Origin of the sequence: Kineococcus gypseus, from assembly GCF_050871305.1 — a bacterium.
Taxonomy (GTDB): Bacteria; Actinomycetota; Actinomycetes; order Actinomycetales; family Kineococcaceae; genus Kineococcus; species Kineococcus gypseus.
On sequence record NZ_JBJLRD010000022.1, the window covers coordinates 43,764 to 67,707 of the forward strand.

The 23,944-nt window shown below is 71.2% G+C and carries 24 protein-coding genes and 1 pseudogene; 15 read left to right on the top strand and 10 right to left on the bottom strand.

Annotated elements, in window-relative coordinates; genetic code table 11:
• Positions 1 to 153 precede the first annotated feature (153 nt).
• The 4 genes from manD to eda are packed head-to-tail and all read left to right on the top strand — an operon-like array spanning position 154 to position 4,458.
• Entirely contained in the window at positions 154 to 1,365 is a 1,212-nt protein-coding gene (manD, locus tag ACRYMN_RS10490; RefSeq protein WP_432494720.1) for a D-mannonate dehydratase ManD, read from the top strand.
• Positions 1,362 to 2,420 (top strand): PfkB family carbohydrate kinase, encoded by a 1,059-nt coding sequence (locus ACRYMN_RS10495; protein ID WP_432494722.1) that lies wholly within the window; start codon positions 1,362 to 1,364, stop codon positions 2,418 to 2,420. The genes manD and ACRYMN_RS10495 overlap by 4 nt, the downstream gene beginning before the upstream one ends.
• Positions 2,417 to 3,838, top strand: a complete 1,422-nt coding sequence (locus ACRYMN_RS10500; RefSeq protein WP_432494724.1) for a mannitol dehydrogenase family protein — start codon at positions 2,417 to 2,419, stop codon at positions 3,836 to 3,838. The genes ACRYMN_RS10495 and ACRYMN_RS10500 overlap by 4 nt, the downstream gene beginning before the upstream one ends.
• Positions 3,835 to 4,458 carry a bifunctional 4-hydroxy-2-oxoglutarate aldolase/2-dehydro-3-deoxy-phosphogluconate aldolase gene (gene eda / locus ACRYMN_RS10505; protein WP_432494726.1) on the top strand — a complete coding sequence of 208 codons (624 nt, stop codon included), beginning with the start codon at positions 3,835 to 3,837 and terminating at the stop codon, positions 4,456 to 4,458. The genes ACRYMN_RS10500 and eda overlap by 4 nt, the downstream gene beginning before the upstream one ends.
• Before the next feature lie 165 nt (positions 4,459 to 4,623).
• Here eda and ACRYMN_RS10510 read toward each other — a convergent pair whose 3' ends face one another.
• Positions 4,624 to 5,265: a GntR family transcriptional regulator gene (locus ACRYMN_RS10510; RefSeq protein WP_432494728.1), complete on the bottom strand. Its 642-nt coding sequence runs from the start codon at positions 5,263 to 5,265 to the stop codon at positions 4,624 to 4,626.
• A 740-nt stretch (positions 5,266 to 6,005) separates the two neighbouring features.
• Between ACRYMN_RS10510 and ACRYMN_RS10515 the strand changes: the two genes are divergently transcribed.
• The 4 genes from ACRYMN_RS10515 (at position 6,006) to ACRYMN_RS10530 (ending at position 10,498) form a co-directional block, all read left to right on the top strand.
• On the top strand, positions 6,006 to 7,007 hold the full coding sequence (locus ACRYMN_RS10515; protein WP_432494730.1) for an ABC transporter permease: 1,002 nt from the start codon (positions 6,006 to 6,008) through the stop codon (positions 7,005 to 7,007).
• Entirely contained in the window at positions 7,004 to 7,933 is a 930-nt protein-coding gene (locus ACRYMN_RS10520; RefSeq protein WP_432494732.1) for a carbohydrate ABC transporter permease, read from the top strand. The genes ACRYMN_RS10515 and ACRYMN_RS10520 overlap by 4 nt, the downstream gene beginning before the upstream one ends.
• A 54-nt stretch (positions 7,934 to 7,987) precedes the next feature.
• The gene (locus ACRYMN_RS10525; protein ID WP_432494734.1) at positions 7,988 to 9,631 is read left to right on the top strand and encodes an ABC transporter substrate-binding protein; all 1,644 of its coding nucleotides are present in this window, start codon (positions 7,988 to 7,990) and stop codon (positions 9,629 to 9,631) included.
• A 240-nt stretch (positions 9,632 to 9,871) separates the two neighbouring features.
• Positions 9,872 to 10,498: a glycosyl transferase gene (locus tag ACRYMN_RS10530; RefSeq protein ID WP_432494736.1), complete on the top strand. Its 627-nt coding sequence runs from the start codon at positions 9,872 to 9,874 to the stop codon at positions 10,496 to 10,498.
• A 44-nt stretch (positions 10,499 to 10,542) separates the two neighbouring features.
• Here ACRYMN_RS10530 and ACRYMN_RS10535 read toward each other — a convergent pair whose 3' ends face one another.
• Positions 10,543 to 12,609 (bottom strand): alpha-glucuronidase, encoded by a 2,067-nt coding sequence (locus ACRYMN_RS10535; protein WP_432494738.1) that lies wholly within the window; start codon positions 12,607 to 12,609, stop codon positions 10,543 to 10,545.
• Between the two features lie 306 nt (positions 12,610 to 12,915).
• Here ACRYMN_RS10535 and ACRYMN_RS10540 point away from each other — a divergent pair, with 306 nt between their 5' ends.
• The 3 genes from ACRYMN_RS10540 (at position 12,916) to ACRYMN_RS10550 (ending at position 16,985) form a co-directional block, all read left to right on the top strand.
• The gene (locus ACRYMN_RS10540) at positions 12,916 to 14,130 is read left to right on the top strand and encodes an SGNH/GDSL hydrolase family protein (protein WP_432494740.1); all 1,215 of its coding nucleotides are present in this window, start codon (positions 12,916 to 12,918) and stop codon (positions 14,128 to 14,130) included.
• A 566-nt stretch (positions 14,131 to 14,696) separates the two neighbouring features.
• Positions 14,697 to 16,307: a GH35 family beta-galactosidase gene (locus tag ACRYMN_RS10545; RefSeq protein WP_432494742.1), complete on the top strand. Its 1,611-nt coding sequence runs from the start codon at positions 14,697 to 14,699 to the stop codon at positions 16,305 to 16,307.
• A 153-nt stretch (positions 16,308 to 16,460) separates the two neighbouring features.
• Positions 16,461 to 16,985: a hypothetical protein gene (locus tag ACRYMN_RS10550; RefSeq protein ID WP_432494744.1), complete on the top strand. Its 525-nt coding sequence runs from the start codon at positions 16,461 to 16,463 to the stop codon at positions 16,983 to 16,985.
• Here the strand turns inward: ACRYMN_RS10550 and ACRYMN_RS10555 are convergent.
• Together ACRYMN_RS10555 and ACRYMN_RS10560 are read right to left on the bottom strand one after the other, a co-directional pair.
• Complete coding sequence (locus ACRYMN_RS10555) at positions 16,950 to 17,327, bottom strand: hypothetical protein (RefSeq protein WP_432494746.1); 378 nt, start codon at positions 17,325 to 17,327, stop codon at positions 16,950 to 16,952. The genes ACRYMN_RS10550 and ACRYMN_RS10555 overlap by 36 nt on opposite strands.
• Positions 17,328 to 17,823: 496 nt before the next feature.
• Entirely contained in the window at positions 17,824 to 18,102 is a 279-nt protein-coding gene (locus ACRYMN_RS10560; protein WP_432494748.1) for a hypothetical protein, read from the bottom strand.
• Positions 18,103 to 18,262: 160 nt separating this feature from the next.
• On the opposite strand from ACRYMN_RS10560, the gene ACRYMN_RS10565 reads away from it, so the two are divergent.
• Together ACRYMN_RS10565 and ACRYMN_RS10570 are read left to right on the top strand one after the other, a co-directional pair.
• Positions 18,263 to 18,811 carry a hypothetical protein gene (locus tag ACRYMN_RS10565; protein ID WP_432494750.1) on the top strand — a complete coding sequence of 183 codons (549 nt, stop codon included), beginning with the start codon at positions 18,263 to 18,265 and terminating at the stop codon, positions 18,809 to 18,811.
• Positions 18,812 to 18,932: 121 nt separating this feature from the next.
• The gene (locus ACRYMN_RS10570; RefSeq protein ID WP_432494752.1) at positions 18,933 to 19,361 is read left to right on the top strand and encodes a YunG family protein; all 429 of its coding nucleotides are present in this window, start codon (positions 18,933 to 18,935) and stop codon (positions 19,359 to 19,361) included.
• A gap of 123 nt (positions 19,362 to 19,484) precedes the next feature.
• Here the strand turns inward: ACRYMN_RS10570 and ACRYMN_RS10575 are convergent, their stop codons facing one another.
• Complete coding sequence (locus tag ACRYMN_RS10575; RefSeq protein WP_432494754.1) at positions 19,485 to 20,177, bottom strand: HAD family hydrolase; 693 nt, start codon at positions 20,175 to 20,177, stop codon at positions 19,485 to 19,487.
• 390 nt (positions 20,178 to 20,567) lie between these two features.
• Between ACRYMN_RS10575 and ACRYMN_RS10580 the strand changes: the two genes are divergently transcribed.
• Positions 20,568 to 20,828, top strand: a complete 261-nt coding sequence (locus ACRYMN_RS10580; RefSeq protein WP_432494755.1) for a hypothetical protein — start codon at positions 20,568 to 20,570, stop codon at positions 20,826 to 20,828.
• A 210-nt stretch (positions 20,829 to 21,038) separates the two neighbouring features.
• Here the strand turns inward: ACRYMN_RS10580 and ACRYMN_RS10585 are convergent, their stop codons facing one another.
• From ACRYMN_RS10585 to ACRYMN_RS10595, 3 genes are all read right to left on the bottom strand, one after another.
• Positions 21,039 to 21,320: a hypothetical protein gene (locus ACRYMN_RS10585; RefSeq protein ID WP_432494757.1), complete on the bottom strand. Its 282-nt coding sequence runs from the start codon at positions 21,318 to 21,320 to the stop codon at positions 21,039 to 21,041.
• Between the two features lie 276 nt (positions 21,321 to 21,596).
• Positions 21,597 to 21,806 (bottom strand): hypothetical protein, encoded by a 210-nt coding sequence (locus ACRYMN_RS10590; protein WP_432494759.1) that lies wholly within the window; start codon positions 21,804 to 21,806, stop codon positions 21,597 to 21,599.
• 136 nt (positions 21,807 to 21,942) lie between these two features.
• Complete coding sequence (locus tag ACRYMN_RS10595; RefSeq protein ID WP_432494761.1) at positions 21,943 to 22,185, bottom strand: hypothetical protein; 243 nt, start codon at positions 22,183 to 22,185, stop codon at positions 21,943 to 21,945.
• Between the two features lie 148 nt (positions 22,186 to 22,333).
• Between ACRYMN_RS10595 and ACRYMN_RS10600 the strand changes: the two genes are divergently transcribed.
• The gene (locus ACRYMN_RS10600) at positions 22,334 to 23,479 is read left to right on the top strand and encodes an IS30 family transposase (protein WP_432494765.1); all 1,146 of its coding nucleotides are present in this window, start codon (positions 22,334 to 22,336) and stop codon (positions 23,477 to 23,479) included.
• A gap of 73 nt (positions 23,480 to 23,552) precedes the next feature.
• On the opposite strand, the gene ACRYMN_RS10605 is transcribed toward ACRYMN_RS10600, so the two are convergent.
• Positions 23,553 to 23,681, bottom strand: coding sequence for a hypothetical protein (locus tag ACRYMN_RS10605; protein ID WP_432494763.1), 129 nt, complete (start codon positions 23,679 to 23,681; stop codon positions 23,553 to 23,555).
• A 149-nt stretch (positions 23,682 to 23,830) separates the two neighbouring features.
• A pseudogene (locus ACRYMN_RS10610) lies at positions 23,831 to 23,944 on the bottom strand (IS5/IS1182 family transposase); the annotation flags it as partial.

Consider the following 23,944-nt stretch of genomic DNA (forward strand, 5'->3'; position numbering starts at 1 on the left):
GGGGGCGAGGGAGCCGGGCCGGTGCGACTTCGTGGTCGCGACCGGGTCTCGCGGTCTGCGCACGATCGTCGATCAAGTTCGAGCGGTCAGTCGAGCCTAGCGTGCGCCCCCTTCGTACACTAGTATGGCAGCAATCCACCGCGGGAGCGCTCAATGAAGATCACCGATGCACGAGTCGTCGTGACGTCGCCCGGCCGCAACTACGCGACCCTCGTGGTCGAAACCTCGGACGGTCTCGTGGGGGTGGGCGATGCCACCCTCAACGGCCGTGAGCTCGCCGTGGCGACCTACTTGCGGGATCACGTCTGCCCCTTGCTGGTCGGCCGCGACCCGGCCCGCATCGAGGACACCTGGCAGTACCTCTACAAGGGCGCCTACTGGCGTCGCGGTCCGGTGGCGATGACCGCCATCGCCGCCGTCGACACCGCGTTGTGGGACATCAAGGGCAAGACTGCCGGCCTGCCGGTGTACGAGTTGCTCGGCGGCGCCAGCCGCGACGGGGTGATGGTCTACGGCCACGCCGACGGGCGCGACGTGCCCGAACTGCTCGACTCCGTCGCTGAGTACCTCCAGCTCGGCTACAAGGCGGTGCGCATCCAGGCCGCCGTCCCCGGGATGGCCAAGACGTACGGGGTGTCGACCGGGGACGGGCAGGTCTACGAGCCGGCCAACGCCCACCTGCCCGAGGAGGGCTCGTGGGAGTCCTCGACCTACCTCGACTTCGCCCCCACTGTCTTCGAGGCCGTGCGTGAGCGCTTCGGCTTCGCGGTGCACCTGCTGCACGACGTGCACCACCGGCTGACCCCCATCGAGGCTGCGCGTCTCGGCAAGGCGCTGGAGCCCTACCGGCCGTTCTGGATCGAGGACGCCACCCCGGCCGAGGACCAGTCCGCGTTCCGGGTCATCCGCGCGCACACCACGACACCGCTGGCGGTGGGGGAGGTGTTGACCTCCATCTGGGACGTGCAGACCCTCATCACCGAACGGCTCATCGACTACGTGCGCACCTCGGTGGCCCACACCGGTGGCATCTCCCACCTGCGCAAGCTCTACGCCCTGGGCGAGCTGTACGGAGTGCGGTCCGGGGCGCACGGCGCTGGAGACCTCTCGCCGGTCGCGCACGCAGCTGCGCTGCACCTGGACCTGACCATCCCCAACTTCGGCATCCAGGAGTACATGGGGCACCGCGACCCGGCCGCGGAGGTCTTCCGCTCCTCCTACACCTTCACCGACGGGTACATGCACCCCGGCAACGCCCCGGGCCTGGGCGTGGAGTTCGACGAGGCTGCTGCGGCTCGCTTTCCCTACCAGCCGCGTTACCTTCCGGTCAACCGTCGCTTGGACGGGACGGTGCACGACTGGTGAGCGGGTACGACGTGCTCGTCCTGGGTGAAGTGCTCCTGGAGATCAGCACCGAGGTTCCTCTCGGCGACGGGGTGTCCGCGCGGGTGGGGGCTTCAGGCGATGCCCTCAACGCCGCCGCGGCCGCCGCGGCCGCCGGCGCCCGAGTCGGTTTGATCGCCGTGCTGGCCGCGGACGACAGTGGCCTGGCCATCCGCCGCAGGATCGCCGAGCTGGGGATCAGCACCGACCTGCTGCGCACCGGACGCGGGCAGCAGGGCGTGTACTTCTCCCACGCCGACCCGCAAGGACAGCGCCACTTCGTTTACTCGCGCACCGGCAGCGTCGGCTCCACGATGTCGCCCGCCGATCTGCCGGCGACGCAGATCGCCGGGGCCGGGCTCGTCCTGGCCAGCGGGATCGCCTGCGCCGTGTCGGCGTCGGCTCGGGCCGCGGTGCACCGAGCGGCCGAACTGGCGCCGGGCCGGCTGGTGTACGACCCCAACCACCGACCGCAGCTGCGTGCAGGGACGCAGGCGTTGCGCGACCTGCTCGACCTCGCCCCGGCCTGCGCGTTGATCACCCCCTCGCACCCCGCCGAGACCGCACTGCTGGGCAGCGCCCTTCCTGCTGACGTCGCCGGCGGCCTCCCCAGCGACGCCTCCAGGGACGCCTCCAGGGACGCCTCCAGGGACGCCTCCAGGGACGCCTCCCGTGCCGCCGCCGTCCTGCACCGCCGCGGTGCCCGCGCAGTCGCAGTGACCTGCGGAGCCAGCGGTGTGCACTACGAAGGAGCTCTCGGAAGCGGATGGGTCCCGGCTGCGCCTGCACCGAGCGTCGTGGACCAGACCGGAGCCGGAGACTGCTTCGTCGGCTCCACCGCCGCCCGCTTGGCCCTGGGTGACGACCTGCGCACCGCCGTCGGCTACGGCGTGGCTGCGGCCTCCTTGTCGGTGGGCGGGCGCGGGGGAAGCGGCCTGGTCCCCACTCGCGCGCAAGTGCTGGCTCACGCCTCAGCCCAGTCCCACGCGCACGGCCCGGTGACCCCGGCGCAGCAGGCGTCCGGGACGCCGTCGTGAGCCGGCTGACGCTGGACGCCGCCCGGCGCAGCGGCCTCCTCCCGATCGAACCGGACCGGCTGCACACCGGGATCGTCCACCTCGGCCTGGGGGCCTTCCACCGCGCCCACCAGGCCGTCCACACCCTCGACGCGGTCCTGGCTCGAGGCGATGATCGCTGGGGGATCTGCGGAGTCAGCCTGCGCAGCGATGAGGTCCGGCGCCGGCTGGTCCCCCAAGACCTGCTGTACTCCTTCAGCGAGCGCGGCCCGGACGCGCGGCCGGCGCGGATCATCCCACTGCTGCGGCAGGTGCTGCTGGCCGGCCAGGACTCCGGAGCCGTCGTCCAGCAGATCGCCCAGCCCGGCGTTCACCTGGTGACGCTGACGGTGACCGAGAAGGGCTACCACCTGCGTCGAGGGCGGCTCGACCTGAGTGATCCAGCGGTGCTCGCCGACCTCACGGCACCCGCTCCCCGCACCCCGGTCGGGCTGCTGGCTCGAGGCCTGCAAGCTCGCCACGCTGCCGGGCTGCCGCCGGTCACCGTGCTGTCCTGCGACAACGTGCCGCACAACGGCGCCCTGCTTCGCGGGCTGGTGGGGCAGTTCCTCACCGCGGCAGGGCACGAGAGCACCTGGTTGAGCGCAACCGCGTTCCCCGACAGCATGGTCGACCGCATCACCCCGGCCACCAGTCCCGCCGACCTCGACGCCGTCGAAGCCGAGCTCGGGATGCGCGACGAGGCGGCCGTCGTCGCCGAGCCGTTCACCCAGTGGGTGGTCCAAGACGCTTTCAGCGGTCCGCGCCCCGGCTGGGAGGATGCCGGCGTCCGCATCGTGCCCGACGTCGCTCCCTTCGAGCAGGCGAAGCTGCGCATCCTCAACGCCACGCACTCCCTGCTGGCCTACACCGGTCCCCTGGTCGGCGCCGACACCATCGCCGCCGCCGTGCAGCACCCGGTGCTGCGCGCCGCTGCTGAACGCATGATCGATGAGGACGTCCGGCCGACCCTCGGCGTGCTGGTCGGGCTCGACCTGACCGACTACGCCGCGCAGGTGCTGAGGCGCTTTAAGAACCCGGCTCTCGCGCACACCACTGCCCAGGTCGGCTCCGATGGTTCGCAGAAGCTGCCCCCGCGCGTACTGGAGGTGGTGCGTCAGCGGCTCGCCGGCGGACACCTGCCGCGCTGGTCGACACTGGCCGTGGCGGCCTGGGCGCTGCACGTGCAGGCGCTGACCGAGCGGGGGCAGGTTCTGGCCGACCCGCTGGCCGAACGCCTGCAGGCGCGCGCTAGGGAGGGCATCGATGCGCTGTCCTCCTTCGAGGACGTCTTCGGTGACCTGTCCGGCCACAGCGCATTCACGGCGAAGGTCAGGAGCTGGTACGAACGTCTGCGCGCCGACGGCGTGGGCGCGATCGAGGACGAGTTGCAGCGGTGAGCGTGCTGGACGTCTCCCCGGTCATCCCGGTGGTGGTCCTGGAGGAGGCCGAGTCGGCTGTGCAGCTCGCCCGGGCGCTCGTGGACGGTGGAGTGCCGATCATCGAGATCACCTTGCGCACCCCCGCGGCCTTGGAGGCCGTTCGAGCCGTGGCGGCCGAGGTCCCGGACATCCTGCTGGGGGTGGGGACCGTGGTGAGTCCTGCGGACGTCCAGCGTGCTGTGCGGGCCGGGGCCGGCTTCCTGGTCGCTCCTGGCACGACGCCCACCCTGCTGAAGGCCACTGGTGACATCGGCATCCCCCTTCTGCCGGGAGTCAGCACTGTGTCGGAGGTACTCACCGCGCTGGAGCACGGGATCAGCGAGCTGAAGTTCTTCCCAGCCCAGCAGTGCGGGGGAGCGCCGTTCCTGGCCGCACTGCGCTCCCCGCTGCCGCAGGTGCGCTTCTGTCCTACCGGGGGCATCTCAGCGGCCAACGCCCTGGACTACCTGGCTCTGTCGAACGTCGGCTGCGTCGGCGGCAGCTGGCTCACTCCGACCGATGCTGTGCGGCGTCGGGACTTCGCCCGGATCCAGGCGTTGGCGGCTGAAGCGGCAGCGCTGAGACGACGTGCACGGTGATGAGCACCTCGACCGCTTCCAAGACGTGGTCGGTGACTGCTCGCCAGCCGCGGTGTCGAGGCGCCGGGATCGATGTCCGCTGTGACCTGCTGTGACTCGCGGTGGTCGCTCAGGTTCGTCCGGTACGGCGTCCACGGGCGTGCGCGTGTGCCGACACCACGACCGTCAGGCGTCGGCGAAGAACTGCGGGTGCTGAGCGCGGATCACTGCGATGTCGTCGAACACTTTGCGCAGGTGCTTGCGCAGGGCCTCGATACCACGATCGACATCGCGCGCAGCCATCGCGTCGACGACCTCCTCGTGCTGGTCGATGAGCACGTCCAGCTGGTCCGGAAGGGGGAGGGACAGCCGTCGGGCCCGGTCCAGGTGCGCCTTGGCCTGGCTGACCGACCGCCACGCCGAGGCGTGCCCGGAGACTGCCATCAGCCGCAGGTGGAACTCCTCATCGAGGACGAAGAACCGGTTCTGATCGCTGCGGGCCGCGGCGCGGCGCTGCGCCGCCAGCCCTGACCGCAGGTCCTCGACGTCCTCGTCGGTCAGCCTGGGCACGGCTTGGTCCAAGGAGGCCAGCTCGAGCGCCTCGCGCACGAACTGTGCGGTGGCGATGTCGGCCTCGCGCATGGGGGCCACGAACGTGCCGACCTGCGGAACGACGTTGACCAGACCCTCTCCTACAAGCAGGATGAGGCTCTCACGCACCGGAGTGCGGCTGACGCCGAGCGTGGCGGCCAGTTCGTTCTCCGACAGTGGTGTCCCTGGTGGGTACTGCAAGTTGATGATGCGCTGGCGGACCACCTCGTGCACCACCGCGCGCGTGCCTCCGGGGCCCGCGGGACGCTGGCGGAGGCGGGCAGTGCGCGGGGGCGACCCGGCCGGAGAGCTCATGGGTCCAGTGTGCCAGGATGTTGTTAACATACTTGTATGGTAGTACGCTGCGGACGTCGGGATCATCGGGGACCACCGATCCGCTGCAGCGAGGGAGCGCAGGATGAGCACATCACGGACGGACGCGTCGAGCAGGCGACACCGAGTCGCTCCGCACCGCACGGCTCCGCACTGCACGGCCGCCCGTGGTGCGGCGCAGCGTCGCAGGCAGCGGCTCGGTCCGCCGTGACGGCAGAGGCCGCGGCGCAGCCCGTCGAGGGGTGGCGTGGCACCGAGGACCGGATGCGCGCGGCGGTCTGCGGCGACCCGGGCACGAGCGATCACCTGCCGATCCCTCGGTCATGGTGCCAGGCCTCCGCCTCGCCTCGTCGCCGAGCACTCCGGACTGCGTCTGCGGACCCGGCGCGCTGCGCTGCGCCGGCGCGGCTCGTCCACGTGGCCGAGCTGAGTCGGTCCCACCTCGATCGACCTGGCGCCGTGCAGCGGTGCGTGGCCCGGTCCAGCGCCGATGGGCACGCCGTCCTCCACCTGGAGCCGGCCGGCCTCCGGCGTCGCGCAGGTCACGGGCCCCGGGACCGCACCGCCGTCACCGTCGAAGCGCTCGCGCACGCTCCCGCCACCCGCACGGCACTCGCGCCGACCTGGAGAAAGGGGATCACCGCATGAGCACCGCTTCACCCAGCGGAACCACGGCCGGCGAGGGACTTGCCGCGCCCGAGTCGCTGGCTGCGCTCGAGGGCGCCTCGCCCCACCGGTCTCCGCGCACCACCTGGCGCACCGCCCTGCGCCGCGACTGGCGGCTGTACACCTTCGTCGCCCTGCCGCTGCTGTTCTTCCTCGTCTTCCGCTACGCCCCGATGCTCGGCAACGTCATCGCGTTCCGGCGCTTTCGGCCCGGGGGCAGCATCTTCGGAGAAGAGTGGGTGGGCCTGCGCTACGTCGAGCTGTTCATCAATGACCCGGCGTTCTGGAACGTCTTCCAGAACACGCTGATCCTGGGGCTGCTCACGCTGGCCGTCGCGTTCCCGCTGCCCATCGTGCTCGCCCTGCTCCTCAATGAGCTGCGCTCCAGGCGCTTCAAGCGGTTTGTGCAGACGGTGTCCTACCTGCCGCACTTCATGTCGATCGTCATCATCGCCGGCATGGTGCTGCAGATCATGTCCGTTCAGGGCACCGCCAACCAGATCGTCCGGGCGCTGGGCGGAGACACCATCCCGTTCATGCAGCGGGCCGAGTGGTTCCCCGTCGTCTACGTCGGCTCGGAGGTGTGGCAGACCGTGGGCTGGGGGACGATCCTCTACCTAGCCGCGCTCACCCAGATCGACGACAACCTCTACGAGGCCGCCCGCATCGACGGCGCCAACCGGTGGAAGCAGACGTTGCACGTCACCCTGCCCGGCATCCGGCCCACGATGGTGACCTTGCTGATCCTCAACATCGGGACGTTCATGGCCGTGGGCTTCGAGAAGGTGCTGCTGCTGTACAACCCTCTGCTGTACCCCAGCGCCGATGTCATCTCGACCTACCTGTACCGCGTCGGGATCCTCTCCAGCAACTTCTCCTACGCCGCGGCCATCGGCCTCTTCGAGGCGCTCATCGGCCTGACGCTGATCCTGTCCGCAAACGCGATCTCGCGCCGAGCAGTAGGGACGAGCCTGTGGTGAGCGCCGACCCGACAACCGCGAGCCGTCGCCTCGCGCGGCCGCCCGCCGCGCGCGGCATCCAGGAGTCACGCACCTACCGCGTCTTCCGCGTCGCCAACGCGGTCGTCCTGCTGGGTGTCGTCGCGGTGACCCTGTACCCGTTCGTCAACATCGTGGCCCAGTCGTTCTCCTCCGAGGGCGCCATCAACGCCGGCGAGGTCAACCTGTGGCCACGCGGCTTCAACGTCGACACCTACCGGGTCGTCCTGGGCGATGACTTGTTCTGGACCAACTACAAGAACACCGTGGTCTACACCGTGGTCGCCACGGCGATCGCCATGGTCCTCACGACCTCCTTCGCCTACGCCATCTCCAAGAAACACCTGAAGGGCCGTGGCATCCTCATCGGCACCGCGGTCTTCACGATGTTCTTCAACGGCGGGCTCATCCCGAACTACGTGCTCATCAACGAGCTCGGTATGAAGAACACGCTGTGGGCGATCGTGCTGCCCAACGCGATCAGCGTCTTCAACCTGCTGGTCATGAAGGCGTTCTTCGAGAACCTGCCCGAGGAGCTGGAGGAAGCCGCCGCGATCGACGGCCTCACGACGTACGGCATCTTCTTCCGGATCGTCCTGCCGCTGAGCAAGGCGGTGTTGGCGACCATGGTGCTCTTCTACGCCGTCTCGTTCTGGAACTCGTGGTTCTCCGCCTTCTTGTTCCTCGACCGCGCGGAGCTGTACCCGGTGACCGTCTACCTTCGCAACATGATCGCCGGTGCCACGACGGCGACGTCGATCGGCGGCGGCGCCGGCGAACTCGCGCAGGTCGCCGCCAACATCCAGGCCGTGACGATGGTGCTCACCGTGTTGCCCATCGTCACCCTCTACCCGTTCATCCAGAAGTACTTCGTGTCCGGCGTGATGCTCGGCGCGGTCAAGGGCTGACCGCGCGGCACCACCTGGCTCCCGACGCAGGCCGACGACGCTCAAAAGGGGAACATGATGATCATCCAGAGGAGAACCACCATCGGCGTTGCCGCGGCCATGTGCCTGGCCGTGGGCCTCGGCGCCTGCTCCGGCGACAGCGGCGAGGACGCCGAGGAGGTCATCTCCGAGAAGAACGTCGGCGCCATGCAGGACTACGGCGTCGGCGACACCTTCAAGGCGAGCGAGCCGGTGTCCTTCTCGCTGCTCTACCGCGACCACCCGAACTACCCGAACAACCCCGAGTGGCTCTTCTACCAGACGTTGGCCGAGCAGCAGGGCGTCACCCTTGAGCCCACCTTGGCCCCGCTCAGCGACTGGGAGCAGCGGCGCAGCCTCGTCATCGGCGCCGGCGACGCGCCGGACTTCATCCCGGTGACGTACCCGGGGCAGGAGACTCCGTACGTGGCCTCCGGCGCCATCCTGGCCGTGAGCGACTACCTCGACCTCATGCCGAACTTCCAGGACAAGGTCGCCAAGTGGGACTTGGAGGACGAGCTCGACACGCTGCGCCAGGAGGACGGCAAGTTCTACCTGCTGCCCGGGTTGCTGGAGAACCTGCGCCCGGACTACACGCCCGCGTTGCGCACCGACGTGCTGCAAGAGCTGGGCCTGCAGCAACCCACGACGTGGGACGAGTTCCGTGACGTGCTGCGCGCCATCAAGCAGGCGCACCCCGACGCCTACCCGTTCTCCGACCGCTGGGAGGGCAAGGCGCTGCTCAACTACCTCGACGCCTCGTTCGGCACCGAAGCAGGGGAGTGGGGCTTCAACGACGGCGTCACGTGGGATGAGGACGCCGGCGAGTTCGTCTTCACGGCGACGACGGACGAGTACAAGGCGATGGTCGAGTACCTGCGCGGGCTGGTCGAGGAGGGCCTCATGGACCCCGAGAGCTTCACCCAGTCCGATGAGGCGGCCTTGGCGAAGCTGGCCAACGAGCAGTCCTACGGCATCAGCACCAATTCGCAGGAGGTGCTCAGCGCCCGCACCGCTCTCGACCAGACGCTCGGGGCAGGCAACTACGGCCTGTCGAAGATCGTGATGCCCGCGGGCCCGGCGGGAGACATCGTCGGGGGAACCCAGCTCGAGAACGGCCTCATGATCTCCTCCGACGCAGTGGAGAACGAGGATTTCGTCGCGATGATGCAGTTCATCGACTGGCTGTACTACTCCGACGAGGGTATGGAGTTCGCCAAGTGGGGCGTCGAGGGAACCACCTACGACGTCGTCGACGGCAAGCGTGCTCCCGCCGCGGACGTGACGTTCACCGGCCTCAACCCGGGCGCGCCGAAGTCCATGCAGAAGGACTTCGGCTTCTTCAACGGCGTGTACATGTTCGCGTCGGGCTCGACGCAGGAGCTGGTGCTCTCCAACCTCTACGAGGAGGAGGCGAACTGGCAGCTGGCAATGGCGGAGAAGCAGCCCGAGCCGGTCGCGCCGCCGGCCCCGCTGAACGAGGGTGAGCGTGAGCAGGCCTCGCTGTACCAGACGGCGCTGACCGACCTCACCTTGCAGGCCACGCTGCAGTTCATCCTCGGCCAGCGCGACATCGCCGACTGGGACGCGTTCGAGGCCGAGCTCGAGGCCGCCAACGTCGGTGCATACGTGGATCTCGTCAACACCGCTCAGCAGCGGTTCGCCGAGAACAACGGTTGATTCCCGGCACGGCCCGGTGGCACCTTCGGGTGCCACCGGGTCGTCGTCGCCCCCCGGCCCTGACAGCCCTGGCAGCCCCGACAGCCCTCAGCGAATGGCGACTCCCGTGAGCCCTGCCCGCACCGAGCCCACCGCCCGCGGCACCCTCCTCGCCGGGGTCCGGTGAGCGCGCCCGTGCCGCCGCCCGCCGGAGGTGCACGCGCTTTCGGCGAAGGGCCGCTCTCGCAGGTCACCCAGGTCGTGCACTGGTTCGTCGTCGTCGAGGTTCTGCTCGCCCTCGCGACCGCGCCCGGCCTGGCCGGCGCCCTGCTGCTCGCGCCGGACGCCAGCAACTTGCCCCTGTACGCCCTGTGCGCTGTACCGGCCGGCCCGGCACTAGCGGCGTCCGTCTTCGCCTGGCGCGCCTTCCTCGTCGACCACGACGCCGCCCCGGCGCGGGAGTTCCTGCGCGGCTACCGGCTCGACGCGCTGGACGCCCTGCGCACGTGGGTCCCGGCCTTGGCGGTCCTGACGGTCCTCGCGGTCAACATGGCGCACCGCGATGTCGTGGGTGCGGCGGCCGTCTTCACGCCCCTGTACGCCGTCCTCGGTGCGGCGGTGCTGCTGTGGGCCGTGCGTGTGCTGGTCCTCACCGCGGTGTTCACCTTCCGCTGGCGCGACGCGGCCCGACTCGGCGTGCTCACGCTCCTGACCCGCCCGCGCTCGACCCTCGCTCTGCTCTCGCTGCTCGTCCTGGCGATCGGGACGGCCTGGGTCACGTTCGACGCCGTCGTCGTCCTCCTGGCGTCGGTGCTGACCTTCCTCCTCGCCCACAGTGAGGGCACCGTGCTGCGCGAGGTCCGCGAGCGGTTCGTGGCCTCCTACTAGGCGCGGGCGGCCCGGCGCCCGTGCAAGCGCCGGGCCGCACGGCTTCAGAAGATGGTCCGCCCGTGGGCGTCGGGGATACCGGAGTGGCGCAGGAAGTACGTGTTGAGCTGGTCGCGCCACTCCCGCGCGCTGCGCGCCTGTTCCTCGAGCAGCTCGCGCACCCGCGCCCAGGTCCGCTCCTCGACGCGGCCGCGCGCGCCCTCCCACAGCTCGACGAGCTCGCCCGCCGCCCGCGCACCGCGGAAGTGCGTGTCGTAGACGTGCTGGACGACCGTCGTGCCGTCGGAGAGGACGTGCCCGTAGGGCACGTGGTGGAAGAACAGCAGCAGCTCGTCGGGGCACGTCTCGAGCGACTCATAGACGTCGCGCCACGGGGCGGGGTACTGACCGGTGTACCCCGTGCCCGTCGCACGCGTGCGGTCCACGCCGATGCCGTCGCGGTCGGCGAAGTGGTACGTGCCCCACGGGGTGTACTCGTAGCCGTCCACGTCAGGGCCGTAGTGGTGCCCTGGCCGCACCATGAACCCCACGCCCAGCGGGGCGGTGTAGTCCTCGTACGTCCGCCACGAGCCGTCCATCACGCGGTGCAGCAGCCCGGCGAGCGCTCCGTCCGGCCCGAACGTGAGGCGGATCCACTCGTCGAGGACCGCCAGCGGGTCCAGCTCCGGTGCCCAGGCGAGGCGGCCGAGGGCGTACAGGTTGGCCTGCGCCAGCGGGTGCCCCGTCCAGAACTCGTCGTCGCCGGCGTTGGAGACCGCGACCACGCCGCCCGGGCGGGCGCCGGGGCCGCGACCGGCCACGACATCGGCGACGGTGGCACCGCCCTCGCCCCACAGCGGGAACCGCAGGACCTGCGACCACAGGGGCCCGAGGTAGCACACGTGCTTCTGCTGCCCGGTGTACTCCTGCGTCACCTGCAGCTCCACCGCCAGTCGCGTACCCGGGAGCGCGGCGATCACCGGGGAGACCGGCTCGCGCACCTGGAAGTCCATCGGGCCGTGCTTGACCTGCAGCACGACCGCGTCGTCGAAGCGGCCGTCGAGCGGTGCGAAGTGGTCGTGCGCGGCGCGCGCGCGGTCGGTGGAGCGGTCGCGCCAGTCCTGGCGGTGGTCGTAGACGAACGCGCGCCAGAACACCGTGCCCCCGTGCGGGGCCACCGCGCGGGCGAGGAGGTTCGCCCCGTCGGCGTGGTCCCTGCCGTAGGCGAACGGCCCCGGCTGCCCCTCGGAGTCGGCCTTGACGACGAACCCGCCGAAGTCGGGGATCCGTGCCCACACCCGCGCCGCGGCCTCGGCCCACCAGCGCTGCACGTGCGCGTCGAGAGGGTCGGCGGTGCTCAGCCCGCCCACGGTCATCGGCGCGGCGAACGAGACGGACAGGTGCGTGCGGATCGCGTGGCGGCGGAACACCTGTGCCAGGCGGGCGAGGTCATCAAGGCCGTCGGTGAGCAGGCGCGCCTCGGCTTCGTGCACGTTGACGTTGTTCACCGCGATCCGGTTGATGCCCGTGGAGGCCAGCAGGCGTGCGTACCCCTCGACGCGGGTCAGGTCCTCGCGCAGGCGTCCTGCGGACCAGAACAGCGACCCGCCGGAGTAGCCCCGCTCCACCTGACCCATCACGGGGTGCGGGAGCAGGTTGTCCCAGTGGTCGAGCATGCGGATCGGCTGCACGGGCTCGTGCACCTCGTCGAGGGTCCCTTCGCCGGAGGGCGCCGACCCGACGCGCAGCAGTGCGTGCAGCCCGTAGAGCAGGCCCGCGCCGGTGCGCGCGACGACCACGGTCGTCCCAGCCGTGCGCACGAGGTGGAAACCCTCCGCGGACAGCTCCGGGGCTCTCTCCGCGGCCACGCGCACGGCCCGCGGTGCACCGTCCGCGCCGGCCAGGTCCGTGAGCCCCGCCGGGGTGGTGAGCACGACGGAGGCGGGCGCGGAGGGGTCGTGAGCCCGCAGAGATCGCCCGCCGTGGTGGGAGGCGGCGAGTTCCACCTCCGCGACGACGGTGTCGAGCACCGGGTCGTCATCGAGGCCGGGCGCGAGGAGCAGCACCGTCCCGGCGCCCAGCGGGGCCAGGGCCGCATCGGGCAGCCAAGCGGGGGAGACGTGCGTCGTCATGGTGGACCTTCGTCGTCGGAGGCGTCGGTGAGGCGCAGCGCGCCGGCGGCCCCGGCGGGTTCGCCGGCGACCCCGGGAAGTCCCGGACCCGCGCGGTGTTCCCTCTTTCCCACCGGCGAGGGTGCATCCCAACCCTACGAGGCCGGTGTGCGTGCCGCAATCACTGACGTGACCGTCGCGGCAAACCCTCGCGTGCGTCGCGCTAGGGTTGCCGGTGGAATTCCGGGTCGCCGGGACTCCCAGTTCCCGGGGGGTGGGTGCGGTGCGTGGAGTCGCTGCGGTCGTCGGCGCGGCCCGGTGGTGCCGGTGACCGAGCGCTGGATCCACACCTGGGCGGCGGCGCAGCAACGTGCTCAGCCCGCCGACCTGCCGCCCGTGGACGGTCCGGGCTGGGCATTAGCGGGAGCGACGCTGCGCCAGACGGTGCGCTGCTCCCTCGGCGGCCCGCGCGTTCGGCTGCGGGTGTCCAACGCCTTCGGCGATGCCCCGCTGCCGGTGGTGCGTGCCAGCGTCGCCGCACCGGAGGGTGGGCGCGCCGGTGCCCGTGCGGTGGACAGCGATCCGGTGCCGGTGACGTTCGGAGGCCGCCCCGGCACCGAGGTCCCGCCCGGCGCGCTCGTCGTCTCCGACCCCGTGGAGGTGCCGGTCGCTGCCGGCGCCCACCTCAGCGCCACGCTCGCGTTCGCCGCCGGCGCCGACCCCGGCGGCACGACGACCCACCCGGGTTCGCGCACCACGTCCCACGTCGTGCCGGGCGACCGGGTCGACGAGCTCGACCTGCCCGGCGCCGCGCCGATCGAGCACTGGTACGTCCTCACCGGCGTCGAGGTGCCCGCAGGCGAGGACGCCGGTGCGGTGGTGCTGCTGGGCGACTCCCTGACCGACGGGCGCGGCTCCACCACCGATGGGGCCGACCGCTGGTCCGACCGGCTGCTCGAGCGCCTGCTCGCTGTAGGCGCGACGGGCACCGCGGTGCTCAACCAGGGGATCGGCGGCAACCGGGTGCTGGGCGACGGCGTCGGCCCCTCAGCCCTGGCCCGCCTCGACCGCGACGTCCTGGCGCTCGGCGGGGTCCGCACCCTCGTGGTCCTGGAAGGCGTCAACGACCTCGGCACCACCGCGGGGACGCCGGACGCCCAGCGCGGCGCTGCCGCCGATCTGCTCGCCGGCTACGAGCAGATCGCGCTGCGCTGCCGAGCGCGCGGGATCGCCGTGATCGGTGCGACGCTGCTGCCGTTCGGCGGCCACGACGGCTACGACGATCCCGGTGGCCTGCGCGAGGGGAGCCGGCAGGAGGTCAACGCCCAGCTGCGCACCGGCCGCGTCTTCGACGCCCTCGTCGACCTCGACGACGCCCTGCGCGATCCCGACCACCCTTCGTGGCTGCGCGCCGACGTCGACGGCGGCGACCACCTGCACCTCTCACCGGCCGGGTACGCCGAGCTCGCCGGGGCGGTACCGCTGGACCTGCTCGCCGTCCGAGCCGCGTCGGACGACGTGGTGACGAACCACGCGCCGTGAGTCCCACGTGCTCGCCGACCGCCGACGGAAGGGAGGAGGGAAGTGATCAGGACGGTCGGTAGGTGCGACGCACGTCCTCGCGCCGGTACTGTCGCGCGGGCCACCAGCACTGGGCACGCAGGGCCGCAGGGCGAGAAGGAGCGTGCTCGCCCAGCGGGAACCACTTCCAACCCCAAGCAGAACAACCGACCGGGAGGCGGATCGCTGTACAGCGACCCGGTACCGTGCTCAAGGCACGTGCCGGACGCACCGGACACGCCGCGTGGCGGGCCTGACGGGTTCACCCACCGGCGGTCTCGGAGCCCGGCCGCCGCGAGCTCCGGTGTTTCGGCGGATGGCGTCGCCAGCCACCACGCGGAACAGAGGCATCCGCCCCGTCGACGCGATGGCGGCCGTTGACGCGCGCACCGTGGGGGTACTGGTAGTGCGAGTCCCGCAGCGCGCAGTCAGCGGTTCCTTCGACGTCCCGTGTGAGCGCGAAAGATGCCTGTAGCAACGGGTGACAAGTGGTTGGTCGCGTGCCAAACTCACCCGGTGTGACAACTGGGTCAACGCGAATGTCTGAGGTGGACGGCGAACGGACGCAGGCGCTGCTGCCGAGGCTCGAACGCTCAGGCAGTGCCACACGGCTCATCGTCGACCAGGAGCCGTTCATCATCCGTGGTGGTGAGCTCGGCAACTCCAGCGTTGAGCGGGCCTTCCTGCAGCGGTACTGGCCGAAGCTCCAGGCTCTGGGTCTGAACACGATCGTGGCGCCCGTGTACTGGGACGTCGTCGAACCAGAGGAAGGCGTCTTCAACTGGAGCACCGTCGACGAGCTGATCGACGACGCCCGCGAGCACGGCATGCGCTTGGTCTTGTTGTGGTTCGGCACGTGGAAGAACAGCATGTCGTGCTACGCACCCAGTTGGGTGAAAACGGACTTCGAGCGGTTCCCGCGGTGCAGGGACTCGCTGGGTCGATCGATGGAGATCTTGACGCCTTTCGGCGATGCCAACCGGGAAGCCGACGCCAGAGCGTTCACCGCCCTCATGGCCCACCTGCGCTCCCAGGACGAGCAGCACGCAGTCGTCCTCGTGCAGGTCGAGAACGAAATCGGAATGATCCCCGAAGCGCGCGATCACAGCCCACAGGCGGAGGCGGCCTTCAACGCCGCGGTTCCTGGTGAGCTCATCTCCTACCTGCAGCAGCACCGGGAGGAGCTGGCGCCGGAACTGCTCGACCTGTGGACGGCAGCGGGCGAGCGCACCGCAGGCACCTGGACGGAGGTCTTCGGGGCAGGTCCGCTGGGTGAGGAGGTGTTCATGGCGTGGAGCTTCGCGCGCTACGTGCAGTCGGTCACGGCAGCCGGCAAGGCGGAGCTGGGCCTGCCGATGTACACCAACGCCGCGCTGATCCGACCGGCGACCCTGCCGGGGCAGTACCCCAGCGCCGGGCCGCTTCCGCACCTGATCGACGTGTGGCGAGCCGGCGCACCATCGCTGGACTTCATCGCCCCTGACATCTACTTTCCCAACTTCGCCGAGTGGGCTGGCAAGTACACCCGCAGCGGCAATCCGCTGTTCATCCCCGAAGCGCTGCGCAGCGTCGACGCCGCAGCCAACTGCCTGTACGCCTACGGCGCCCACTCGGCCATCGGGTTCGCCGTATTCGGGGTCGAGTCCATTAGTGGGCGCGCCGAGGCAATGCTGGCGGCATCGAACGACATCGTGCGCCAACTGAGCCCGCTGATCGCCGCTCACGCGGGAGACAGCACCATGACTGGCCTGCTCCCGCCGGCTGACGACCAGCGCGTGCCGCACCGGCTACGCCTCGGCGATGTGCTGCTCGACGTGACCTACGAGCGCATTGCGCCCCCGAGCCTGGCCGACGGCGTGATCAACGAGTCCGGTGACCGGGCGGAGGACACCACGCGTTTGCCCTCGGCCGCGATCGTCATCCAGACCGCCGATAAGGAGTTCGTCATCGGCGGGATGGGCGTGACGGTGACGTTCTCCCCGGCGCAAGCCGGCGCCGAGCGCTTCGGCATCCTCAGCTGCGAGGAGGGCGGCTTCGAGGAGGGTCTCTGGCAACACCTGCGCTGGCTCAACGGCGACGAGACGCATCAGGGCCGCCACCTGCGCCTGGTGCCAGGACGAGCGGCAATCCAGCGGGTCAAGCTGTACCGCTACCGCTGAGAATGATCCGAACCCTGTCCTGGCAAGCAGTGCTGCACGAGCCTTTGCCGACGCATCATCGCTGGTGTCCAGCACCCCGCTCGCCGCTTCAGACGATGGATGGGACACGGGTAGCGCAACGGGTGGGACGGCAGATGAGGCGAGAAAGCGGTGGTGGCTGCGCTGGCGGTGCGCGTGCACCCGCTCGCCGACGCCGGTGAGCTGGCGCGGTTCTGGGTCAAGGTCGTCAAGGGCCCGGGCAGCGGGGACTGCTGGCTGTGGACGGGGGCCATCTCCGATGACGACTACGGGCGCTTCTACCTCAAGCGCGAGGGGCGGGCGCGCTGCGTGCGGCCCAACCGTTACGTCCTGGCGGCGGTGCTGGGTATGGACCCGGCGGACGTGGCGGTGGCCGAGCACGCGGTGTGCGACGTGCCGCTGTGCGTGCGCGTGGCAGGCGATGCCACCGGTCACGTCTGGCCCTCCACGCAAGCGCTGAACCTGGCGCGCATGGCGATGCGCTCTCGCGGCGGTGGGCCCTGGTGGAACTGGCGCTGGCGCGGCGGGGACCGCGCCTCCAGCGCCGCGCGCTCCAGGGCGCTGCGCAGCGCGGTGGCTGACGGTTGGGACGCCACCGCGGTGCGGGCGGTGCTCGATGCCCCGCTACCGGGGCAGGGTGTACTGCAGCGCTTCGACTGAGCCCACCCCCACCCCTAGCGCAGTTTGGCCCGGTTGCGCTGCCCGTGGCGGCGAGCTGGGATTCGCGCCAGCTACGGCGGCATGGTCGTGGAGAAGGGGGTGGCCGTCGAGGGCGACATGGGCGCTGGGGTGCGCAGAACCGCTGACGGGCGCCGCCCACTGCGTCGCCGCTGGTGTCCAGCCGGCGATGGCGCCGAAGAGCAGCGCGAGCGGCACCGCGGCCACCAGCAGCGTCAGCCGCTCGGTGCGGCTGGCGGGCGCGAGCAGGGGAACCAGCGTCAAGGTCGCCAGCGAGACGGCGCTGATGCCCAGCGCCTTGCGAGTGCGGAACCGCGACACCACGACCTGCTTCCTCGAAGACCTAACCCACTCCTGCTGGCAGACGACCAGGGAGGCTGCTGTGGCGTGAGCACTGGCTCCAGCATCACCCGAGCTGTGCCGCACGCGCCACCCTGCGGCTCAGCGCACCACCGGGAGCCACGCGTGGATGACCACGGCCGATCAGCGGTGGGGACTTTCCGGCGGCGGTGGCGGCAGATGCAGTGGTGGTGGCGGTGCCAGCGGGCTACCAGCCAGCACGCGGCTCGTTTGCCTGGCTGCTCGTTTGCCTGGCTGCTGGTTTGCCTGGCTGTGCGTGCCGTAACGCTCCTCGGGCAACAGCGATGTGATCAGCGAGTCCGGGGGGCTCGCGCTGTGGTCCGGGGGGATCTGCGGTGGCCAGAGGGGCTCGAGGAGGACGCAGGTGTCGCGTCTGGTGGCCGGGCGATGGGGCACCAGGCGCCGCACCCGCCGCACCCGCCGCGCCCGCCCGGTGGGCCGTCGGGTCTGGAGCGGTGGGTCAGCGCTGAGGCTGCTCGTTTCGCTGCGGCTCGGGTCGAGCTTGAGGGACCTTGCCGGCGGCCTTGGCCCGCCGGTACAGCGCGATCCAGGCCAGGACGCAGGCGGCGGCCAGAGCGAAGGCGCTGAAGATCACCCAGGACGGCGCGAGCGCGTCACCGCGGCGCCCACCCATGGCGAAGTAGCCGATCAGGGCGAAGACGAGGGCCGCCACCGCCCACACCCGCGTGCCGCGGGTGGGCGTGTGCGGGTCGTCTTGAAGGCGGTCGTGGATGCGCATGCGCAGAAGCTAGGCAGCTAGGGCACCCGCGGCCAGCGGAGCCGACGCCTGCCGCACCGGCGCCCTCGCCGCCCTCGATGCTGGTCGTCGACCCCCGGGGTCCACCGGTGCTCACCAGTGCTTGAGGGGCTGCGCAGCGTCGCGCTCGTGCTGGGATCGGGTGATCCAGGTCTTCCAGGTGGCGCCCGCGCCGCTGCGCAGCATGATCGGCGTCATGTCCGAGATGTCCGCGATGTCGACTCGCCGAGCCGGCGTCTGCAAGGACGGTCTGGACGTGCGCGCCCCGCGGTGGGTGCGCGTCTACATCTGCTGCTTCGCCGCGCTCTGGCTAGGCCTGCTGGCCTCCTTCGCGGTGCGCGGGCTGCGCGAGGGCGATGTCGGGGCGCTGGTCACCGTGCCGATGGCGGCGGTGGGCGTCTTCCTCTTCACGCGCTTCTTCCGGCTGCGCGCGCGCACCGAGGGCGATGAGCTGCTGGTGCGCAACACGATGCGCACCCGGCGCATCCGGCGCACGGACGTCGAGGACGTGCGCACCGGCACGCCGCAGGGCGGGCCGTTGAGCATCGGCGAGGCGGTGCTGGTGCTGGTGCGCGACGGCTCCATCGTTAGCGTGGAGGCCACGATGCGCACCGGGTGGAGCGCCACCGGGCGCCGGCAGCTGACCGAGAGCCGCGAGCGGCTCCTGGCGTGGGCGCGCACCGATCGCTGACCTGCGCTCCGTGCCCGAGCGTCCTCCGTCGCAGCGGCCGCCTCCAGAGCCGGCCGCCGCACGGTGCGCACCGTGGTGCCGGGCGCTGTGAGCGTCGTCCTCGTGCGGCAGCATGCCGCTCGTGGCGCCGGTGACCCTGAGCGAGATCGAAGCGGCGGTGCGCGCCTCCTGGGGGCCGGAGACCTCCTTCGCCTCGGCCGAGTACATGGCCCGCGGCGGTGGGCAGCCCTCGCGGGGGCAGTGCGGGACGACCGCCCTGGTGCTGCAGGGCCTGCTCGGGGGCGACTTGATGGTCGCCGACGTCGAGCACGAGGGCCAGGTCGTGGGCGTGCACTACTGGAACCTCATGCCCGTCGGGGTGGAGGTGGACCTGACCCGGGATCAGTTCACGGACGCCGAGTCGCTGGTCAACGTCCGCCGCGTCACCATCGGACGCAACACCTCCACGGCGGGAGAGCGGCCGTTCCAGCTGCTCAAGCAGCGGGTCACCGCCGTCCTTAAGACCCGCTCGAGGCGCCAGGGAACGACCAGCGAGGCCGCCGATCACTGAGGCGTCGCCGCAAAGACGTCGCCGCGAAGACGTCGCACTCAGGTCACCTCGAAAGAAACCGGGTGCGAGACGGCGACTACACACGCTGCGCGCTGTGTCCGTGGACGGCTCTGCAGGAAGCGCTCACGCGGGCCGTAGGTGGGCGGCCAGCTCGCGCAGGGTGGCGATGCGAGAGACTTCCCCAGCTGGGCCGGTGCCGGTGCGGTCCAGGTGCACCGCGCGCAGCCCCGCGGCGCGGGCGGCCAGGACGTCGAGGGCATGGTCGTCACCGACGTACAACACCTCACTGGGCAGCAGGCCCAGCTGCTCGCACACCGCGCGGAAGGCCCGCGGGTCCGGTTTGGCCACCCCGAGGTCCTCGGCGGTGAAGACCGGCCCCAGGCGCCCGCCCAGGCCCAGGGCGGCGACCTTGGCGTGCTGCTGCTCGGTGGTGCCGTTGGTCAGCACCGCGGTGCGCAGCCCGCCCGCCTGCACGGCGGCCAGCGCGTCGGCGACGTCGTCGTAGCCGGCCCAGGAGGCCTCGTAGGCGCGCAGGAAGCCGTCGAAGACGGTGTCGAGCTCGTCGTCGGTGCCCACCGGCAGGTCCAGCAGGGGCAGCACCTCGCGCAGGCGGCGCCGGCGCTGCTCGGCGAAGGTGATCTCTCCCTCGCGCCAGGCGCGGAAGTGCCTCTCCTCGGCGGCCGCCCACGCCGCCTCCAGCTGTGGGGTACTGGTGCGGTCCAGCGACGTCAGCCACGTGCGCAGCCCGGCCAAGGCGGCGCTGGGGTGGTCGAAGAGGGTGCCGTCGAGGTCGAAGACCACCGCTCGCAGCGCCACCGGGCCAGGGTAGGCAGCGGCCCGGAGTGCTTGCGCCCGTCCGGTGCACCGGGTAAGGATCGCGCGGTCCTCGCTGGTCGTGGATGCAGGTCCCATGGCCGTGACCGGGCGGTCGGTCGGCGTGGTCGGCGTGGTCGGCGTGGTCGGCGAAGGGGGATCGCCACTCCGGCCAGGCTGGGGGAGGCGCGCGGGCTGGCGCGAGCCGCGCGTGGCGCCTGTGCGGTGAAGAAGCCGTCTGTCGTGCGGTGCTCGTGCGAGGGTGGCTGGGTGAGCACTGGACACCGGCTGCGGCGAGCCCTGATCGGCGCTGCGGTCATCACCGCGGGGACCGCCACGATCGTGGGCATCACCGGCCGAGACGCGCCAACACCTGGAAGTGCTGCTCCCACCGTGACGACCGCGCCCGCTGCCACCGCGCCCGCTGCCACCGCGCCCGCTGCCACCGCGCCCGCTGCCGCCGCGCCTGCTGCCGCCGCGCCCGACTCATCGCTGGCTGACCTCGTCGGCGGCTCGAGCCTGGCACCCGTCAGCGCGGCGCCGGTGAACCGCATCGCGCCGCTGTTGCCCGCACCGGCGATCCCCAAGAAGGTCACCGTCGATCCCGCCACCGGTCGGGTCGTCGACGTGAAGGTCGAACGCCCGCTCCCGTGAGGCCGGCCGCCCTCCGGGGCCCGCCGCCTGTCGCGTCACCGGTCCTGTCATCGGCCGTGTCACCGGCTCTTGAGGCGGCCCAGCCTCCGCCGAGCGGCAGCAGGCTCCTGGCGCCGGTCCTCGCAGCAGCAGCGTGAGCGTGCGCGGGCAGCACCGAGCCCGTGGTTGCGAGGAGTTCTCGGGTGCGAACTGCAGCGCTGCCGCTCACCCTCACCAGCGCTGCCGGTGCCGACCTGTCTGCCACAGGTACAGCGCCGCGCCGATCGAGACGAACAAGGTCACCGCTGCCGGCAGCGCGACCGCGGGTGAGACCACCTCGACTTCCGCGCCCCCACCGATGCACGTCTTGCGGATGAGGGGGAAGAGCTGCTCGTCGTAGCGGGTCATCGGTGCGTGCAATGCACGCTCGCACGCCTCGTCGATGCGCAAGGGGCCCGTTATCAGCGCCAGGAAGTACAAGCCCGCGGACAGCGGCAGGCACGCCACGCACACCAGGAGGAGGAGGATGTTGAGGCGGCGCCGAGCCCGCGAGATGCCGGGCCTGCCCGCTGCCGGTGAGTGATCGCCTTCTCGGTGCACGAGCTCATCGTGTGTCCACCCCCCGTGCGTGGACGTGCTGTTCACCGCTTCGCTGCACCATCAACCTGGATCGCTCACCCGCACACGCAGAGCGCCCACCACCCACCGGAGCGTCTTGAAAGCCACCGTTTGCGAGACGGGTGTCGAGCTCTGTGCTGACGGGGGCTCCTGCTCGCCCGGTGTGGTGCGCTACTTCCTGCGCGTGCCGGCGCGCTGGGAGTCGCGCCAGGTCACGACGGCGACGACGGCGAGGAGCAGGGCCAGCACGGCGCACACCAGGGCCCAGCGGGGGTGTCCGTCGATGACGAAGAAGCCGGCCACGGTGGCGAAGGCGATCGCCGCGATGCAGTGCGAGAGCAGCAGCAGGTGACGTTGTTGACGAGCGCGCGGCTGGCTCATGAGCTCCTGTCGGTTCGAGGGGCATGCTGTTCGTGAGGCCGTGCCCGCCGCCCGGGCATGGGTACGGGCATGGGCCGGGGCGTTGGCCCGGGCCTGGCTGGGTGGACTTCGCATGCCGGCCGGGTGGGGAACCGGGTCACGATGCGGTGTTCTGTCTCGAGCGCTTCGCTCGAGCGGCGCGGCGGTGCCGCTGCCACACGTCGAGGGCCGCGGCGCCCAGCACCGCTCCTGCAGCAGCCAGCACGCCACTGAGCTGGCCGCTGAGCGCCTCGCGCAGCAGCAGCCACGCGCCCACGCCGATCAGCGCGGCGAAGGCGAGGGTGCCGATCGCCCGGGTGAGCTCCTGGGAGCGGGTGAGGTGGCGGCGGTGCTGAGGCACCTGCCCACCATGACCCATCGCCCTGCTGCTGGTGGGTGTACCGGCAGGTCCAGCGCCCAATCGGGTGTCGCAGAAGCGACGGCGATCTCAACCGGTCAACGCACCACTCTCTTTGGATCATGGTGTGGTGAGTGTGGAGGTGGGACCGGTGCAGACGTTCGGGCTGAGTCCGGATCAGCAGGATCAGGTGTGGGCGCGCTGGCGCGCGGGTGAGTCGCTGCGCTCGATCGCGCGGTCGCTGGGCATCAACCGCCCGGCCAGCGTCCGCTGCTTCGTGGCCGCCACCGGCGGGGTGCGCCGGCCGGCACGCCGCCGGGCGGCCCACCAGTTGAGCGCGGTCGAGCGGGAGGAGATCAGCCGCGGGCTGGCCGCGAAGGAGAGCACCCGCTCCATCGCCCGCCGGCTGGGCCGGGCGGCCTCCACGGTCAGCCGGGAGGTGGCTCGCAACGGCGGGCGAGGCGGCTACCGCGCCGGCAGCGCGGAGGCGAGGGCCTGGCAGCGCGGCCGGCGCCCGAAGCAGTGCAAGCTCGCCCAGGACGCCGCGCTGCGCGCTCGGGTCGAGCGCGACCTGGCCCGCGGCTGGTCCCCGCAGCAGATCGCCGCTCGGCTGCGGGCGGACTTCCCCGACGATGAGGCCATGCGCGCCAGCCACGAGGCGATCTACCTGAGCCTGTTCGTGCAGGGCAGAGGCGCTTTGCGCAAGGAGTTGACCGCTGCGCTGCGCACCGGGCGCGCCATGCGCTACCCCCGCGCCAAGCGGCTGCCGCAGGGGCGCGGGCAGCTCGTCGGAACTGTCCCGATCAGTGAACGCCCCGCCGAGGTCGAGGACCGCGCGGTTCCTGGGCACTGGGAAGGTGACCTGGTCTTCGGCACCCGGCCCAGCGCCATCGCCACGCTGGTCGAGCGCCGGACCCGGTTCGTGCAGCTCATCGCTCTACCGCACGGCTGCAAGGCCGAGCAGGTCCGCCAGGCCTTGACCACGGCTGTCCAACGCCTTCCCGAGCAGCTGCGGCGCAGTCTGACCTGGGACCGCGGCACGGAGATGGCCCAGCACGCCCGGTTCAGCATCGACACCGGCGTCCAGGTCTACTTCTGCGACCCGCACAGCCCCTGGCAGCGCGGGTCCAACGAGAACACGAACGGCTTGCTACGCCAGTACCTGCCCAAGGGCGCGGACCTGCGCACCTTCAGCCAGAGCGACCTCGATGAGATCGCCGCCCGCCTCAACGGAAGACCTCGACAGACCCTGGGATGGAAGACACCCTCAGAAGTCCTCGACGAGGTGTTGCGTTGACCGGTTGAGACCGCCACCGTTTTCAAGACGGGGACACACCTGAACGGCGGCACGTGCCGGTGCCGGCCGCTGCTCAGCGACCTTCGAGCAGGTTCTTCACGTCGCTGTCGGCTTCGACGGCCGTGGTGATCAGCTCGTGCAGCTCCACGGGGGAGGTCGCTTCGTCGAAGAGCTGCTGGATGCTGGAGTCGATCGGCAGCATCTCCGGGGACTGGCCAGCGGGCGTGAAGCCGACGGGCTCACTGGCCCGCAGGCTCAGCGCCAGCGCGGCTGCGGCGAGGTCTGCGGGGGTGCAGGCGGCGGCGCCGCGCAGCCTGGCGATTTCCGTCGCGGCGCTTACAAGCCGTTGCATTAGTTCGTCGGAGGTAGTCGACGGGCACAGATCAGCGTGATCGCCAGGCGGGCCAGCGCGGTGATCGTGGTGTTGCTGGTGTCGTAGCGCAGCGCCAGGCGCTTGTAGTTGAG